This window comes from Brachyspira sp. (assembly GCF_029258575.1).
Lineage (GTDB): Bacteria > Spirochaetota > Brachyspiria > Brachyspirales > Brachyspiraceae > Brachyspira.
In genome coordinates this window covers 1-4,726 of record NZ_JARHYI010000073.1, presented here as the reverse complement: position 1 = coordinate 4,726, position 4,726 = coordinate 1, and the positions used below count along the sequence as shown (strand labels likewise).

Here is a 4,726-nt window from a genome sequence, read left to right as displayed (position 1 = left end):
CTGTTATTTAGGCATTTACCCATTAAATGTCCGCAATATAAATTTAATTTTTAGAGGAGTTTATACTTATGAAAAAAAATTTTACTAAATCTTTTGCATTAGTATGTGCATTAGTATTTGCAATTTCTTGTAGCAACAAAGCTACAACAGGTCCGGGAGGAGGCGGTGGAAAACCAAACTGGTTTTTAACCACAGAACAGCAACAATCCCCTTGGGAAATTCATCAAACTTTATTTGATACTAAAAATGGAGATGTTTATAGAATTACTGGTATAGTTGTTTCAAAAAAAAATACTTTAATAGCAGTATCAGATAGCAGAAAATCATCAGAATCAGATGTAGGTTTTGCTGGTTCTGGAAACATTGATATAGTATTAAAAAGAAGTGAAGACGGGGGTAAAACTTGGGGGGAAGCTATTACTATACCTCCAAAAGCTACAAGTCAATCGCAGGCTCATGGAGATCCATTAATATTTTCATGTAATAATGGAGATTTGGTAGTACTCGCAGCAGCAGGCGGAGCTTGGAATCAGGGTGTAGGCGGTGATTCTAAAGTAACAATGTCAAGAAGTACAGATGATGGATTAACTTGGTCTGAATGGAAAGAAGTTCAAGATCCTATTTTTAAAGATTCTAAAATGATGGAAAAGGGTTATAATAAAGGATTTGCTGCTTCTGGAAGAGGATTAACAATGAAAGACGGTACATTAATGGGAGCTATGTTAGTTGGAGATAAAGGAAACAGTAAAAAAGGGGCTGCTATAATTGTGTCTACAGATAATGGAAACAATTGGTCTGTAAGAGGTATAGCTGAAAATAATAATCAACAAGATGAACCAAAAGTAGTGGCTGAATTAGATAATGGGGATATATTAATGTCTGTAAGACCCAATTCAGCTGGTGCTAGATTATGGTTCACATCTTCAGATAAAGGTGTTAATTGGAAAGTTTCAACTGATACATTTTTACAAGATGGACGAGCTAATGCTGAAGGTGTAAGATATACATCTGTTAATAGCGGACATAAAAAAAGTAGACTTTTACATATAAATTGTAATTCAACAGGAAGAAATACACTTACAGTTGTTATGAGTGAAGATGAAGGTAAATCTTGGGATGCAGCTCAAAAAGTAATACAGTCAGGTAATGCTTGTTATCCTTCCATAGATGTATTGCCTGATGGTACTATAGTAACGTATGCTGAAGAACCAAATGTTGGACAAACAGGCGGAGGTAATTATGATATGGTATTTAGAAGATTTAATCTTTCTTGGCTAACTGACGGTAAACAAGTATATGATGAAAAATATTAATTAATAAAAAATAATAGGGCTTTTATCTTAATTTATCAAAGCCCTTAAAAAATAAATAAGGTGAAAAAATGAAAAAAATAATATTAATACTGTTTATTTTAAGCACATTAAATGTTTTTGCTTATTATAAATCTGATAATATGATGGATATACTAGTACATTCCAATCAAGTTCAAATAAGGACTGATAGATTCGGTGTACTTTCTGGTACAAGGAATTGGAGATTTGCAGCTGGACTTACAGGTGCTGATAATTTTGCAGGTATGATACTCAATAATACAGGGGATCCATCTACTCAAGGAACAAATGCCAATAATAAAGATAGATATGGAATTACAAAATTTGTACCCTCTGCATTAGCAGCTTTTGGTTATGATTCCGATTTATTCGGTATTGCTGCAGGTTATGAATTCACTTGGAAATCTCCTACATATATGGTGCATACTCCTATACTTACTTTTACAGCTTTGAACGATGCATTTAGAATCAATATACCTGTTTCTATAGGCGTTGGTCAGGATTCTTATGTTGATGGAAAAAGCTTAAGGGGTACTATAGTTGTATCTACTGCTATAGAAGGAAGATATTATTTTTATGATTCTCCTTTTTTAAGTCATTTAAGATTCTTCTTTAATTATGGTAATTCTACTATAAAAGAAATTAATAACCCAAATATTAATTTTACTCAGCAATCTATAGGCGGAGAATTTAGAATGTATTTCAAAATACAAACTGAAAGAGTAAAAATAGAACCTATATTTAGAATGAGATTTGATACTGCTTTAGCAACTAAATTCAACAACATTGAAAACTCATCAAGAATATATGATAGTTTTTATATTACTGCTAAAGGCTTTATACCTAGTGATCCTGGCGGTACAGGTGCGGTTATAGGAGCGGGGGGGGCTCAAGCTGATTTAAATCAAGGTAATTTACAAGGCGGATATATTGCCTCTATGCCTTCTCAATATTATGCTAAAAATCCTTATAGAATAGGGCTTGCATTACCTATTGGTTTTACTGCCACTTCAGCTGATGAAAATATTACTTTCTATTTTGAACCTGCTTTATCTTTAACTATAGTTAATGCTAAAGAGATATATACTCAAGGTACAGAAAATTATCCTGATCCAGCAACTAGGGAAAGAAGAATGAATCCTTTCTATACTTTAGGTTATGTAGTTTATGCAGAGCTTTATATAAGACCTGTTAAAGATTTAGAGTGGTACACAGAAATACAGACAGGCGGTGCTACTGTTGCTGGTGATTTAGCTAGTCCTAGCAGTACAAAATTAGTTCTTAATGCTAAAACAGGAATAAGTTATTACTTTTAATAATTAAAAAATAAATTTTTTCTTCTAAATATTTAGAGCCGCTTATATTTTATAGGCGGTTCTTTTTTATTTAATAAAACTTTATATTTTATTGCTATATATATATTATTGCTATATAATAGTAGAAAATCATTAAAATTAGGATAAAAATATATGAATCTTAAAGAATATATGAATATAAGACTTGAAGATATAGAAAAAACTCTTGAAAATGTATTTGATAAAAGCAATATTGAATTAGAAAATGGCTTTATAGAAATGCTTAAATACCCATTGGATGCAGGCGGAAAGAGATTAAGACCTATACTCACATGTTTGGCATGCGAGCTTTTTGGCGGCGATTATAAAAAGGCTTTAATACCTGCTATATCATTAGAGCTTATACATACTTATTCTTTAGTTCATGATGATTTACCTGCTATGGATAATGATGATTTAAGACGCGGAAAACCTACTACTCATGTAAAATACGGAGAGGCTAATGCTATACTTGTTGGCGACGGACTTTTCACTCATGCATTTCAGATATTATCAAAGGCAGATGTTAAAGACAGCACATTAAGAAAATTACTATTTGAATTAAGTTATGCTGCAGGAATTAATGGTATGGTTATGGGGCAGTTTATAGATTTATATTATGAAGAGAAAGAAATTAATTTTGATATGTTAAAAATACTTCATGCAAAAAAGACTGGTGCTATGATTAGAGGAGCAATAAGACTAGGAGCAATGGCTTCTGAAAATATAAATGAAAATGATATAGAAAACATAACAAAATACGGTGAAGCAATAGGATTAGCTTTTCAAATACAAGACGATATACTTGATGTTATTTCTGATAATGAAACTTTAGGTAAAACTGTTGGTAAAGATGAAAAGGAAGGAAAACTTACATATGTTAAGCAGTTCGGACTTGAAGGAGCTAAAGAAGAAGCTAAAAAAGTTGTAGAGAATGCTATTGAATATATAAAACCTTATGAAGAAAGCGAAGCTAAAAAGATTTTAATAGAATTAGCTAACTATATAATAGAAAGAAAATCATAAAATTATAATAAAAACCCTATTATAAAAAATAAAATTAATAAAAATATATTATGAGTGAAATTAGAAAAATAAATTTAGAAGCAATAAATAAAAATATCAAAGCATATCCTTATGATTTTTTGAATATGCTTGAAAATACTAAAGAGTCAAGTATCACTTTAGAAGTTATAGAAACAAAATCTAAAAAGTTATCAGGCAAAGCAACAAAGAATGGAAAAACTATACTTCTTCATAGTGCTTATGATCCAGTAAAAGAAGCTGACACTTTAATAAAAGAAATAGAAAATGATGAAGAATTAGATTTAGTATTTATATTCGGTATAGGAGGAGGATACCTTATTAATGCCGTTAGAAAATTAAATGTTCCTATTGTTGTAATTGAGCCTAATATAAATTTTTTTAATTCTTTAATATATAATTTCAAATTAGATAAAATACTTGAAGACGGTAAAATAACTTTCTTTATAGGCGGTAATGATGATGAAGATATAGAGAAGTTTATATCAATCACAACGACAAAAAAAGTAAAATTTTTCATTACAAGATCTTATGCTTCTATATTTCAAGATGAGGCTACACATTATCAAAGCAAAGTATTATCAATAGTAGATAAAAAGATCATTAATATAAACACTATTTCAAGATTCGATAAACTTTGGGCTTATAATATAGCTTCTAACGCTGTTGAAATTGCCTCTCATTACGGAGTTAATAAATTTTTTAATAAATACAAAAATATTCCAGCAGTAATAGTATCTGCAGGTCCTTCATTAGAAAAAAATATAAGAAAATTACATGATATAAAAAACAAAGCAATTATAATAGCAGTTGATACGGCAATGAAGCCTTTATCTTCTCATGGAATATCTCCTCATTTTGTTATCACTATAGACCCTCAAAAGAAAAATTCTAAATATTTCAGGAATATTCATTTTGAAGATACTGTATTAATAGCAGAGTCATCTGTTGATCATGAGGCTGTAGAATCATTTAATGGCTCTATATATTTTATAGATTCTATATTTCCATTGGCAA

General features: G+C 30.2%; 4 protein-coding genes. All 4 read left to right on the top strand.

Annotated features, from left to right (window positions below; all coding sequences use genetic code 11):
• Positions 1–68: 68 nt before the first annotated feature.
• Entirely contained in the window at positions 69–1,313 is a 1,245-nt protein-coding gene (locus Q1J76_RS06040; protein WP_300368311.1) for a sialidase family protein, read from the top strand.
• A 68-nt stretch (positions 1,314–1,381) separates the two neighbouring features.
• Complete coding sequence (locus Q1J76_RS06035) at positions 1,382–2,647, top strand: cell surface protein (protein WP_300368308.1); 1,266 nt, start codon at positions 1,382–1,384, stop codon at positions 2,645–2,647.
• A 153-nt stretch (positions 2,648–2,800) separates the two neighbouring features.
• Positions 2,801–3,691 carry a polyprenyl synthetase family protein gene (locus Q1J76_RS06030; protein WP_300368305.1) on the top strand — a complete coding sequence of 297 codons (891 nt, stop codon included), beginning with the start codon at positions 2,801–2,803 and terminating at the stop codon, positions 3,689–3,691.
• A gap of 50 nt (positions 3,692–3,741) precedes the next feature.
• On the top strand, positions 3,742–4,726 hold a 985-nt coding region (locus Q1J76_RS06025; protein ID WP_300368301.1), incomplete at its 3' end, for a motility associated factor glycosyltransferase family protein.

Coding starts and splice junctions, on each gene's coding strand:
- Q1J76_RS06040 (WP_300368311.1), top strand. CDS start 69: ATGAAAAAAAATTTTACTAAATCTTTTGCATTAGTATGTGCATTAGTA.
- Q1J76_RS06035 (WP_300368308.1), top strand. CDS start 1,382: ATGAAAAAAATAATATTAATACTGTTTATTTTAAGCACATTAAATGTT.
- Q1J76_RS06030 (WP_300368305.1), top strand. CDS start 2,801: ATGAATCTTAAAGAATATATGAATATAAGACTTGAAGATATAGAAAAA.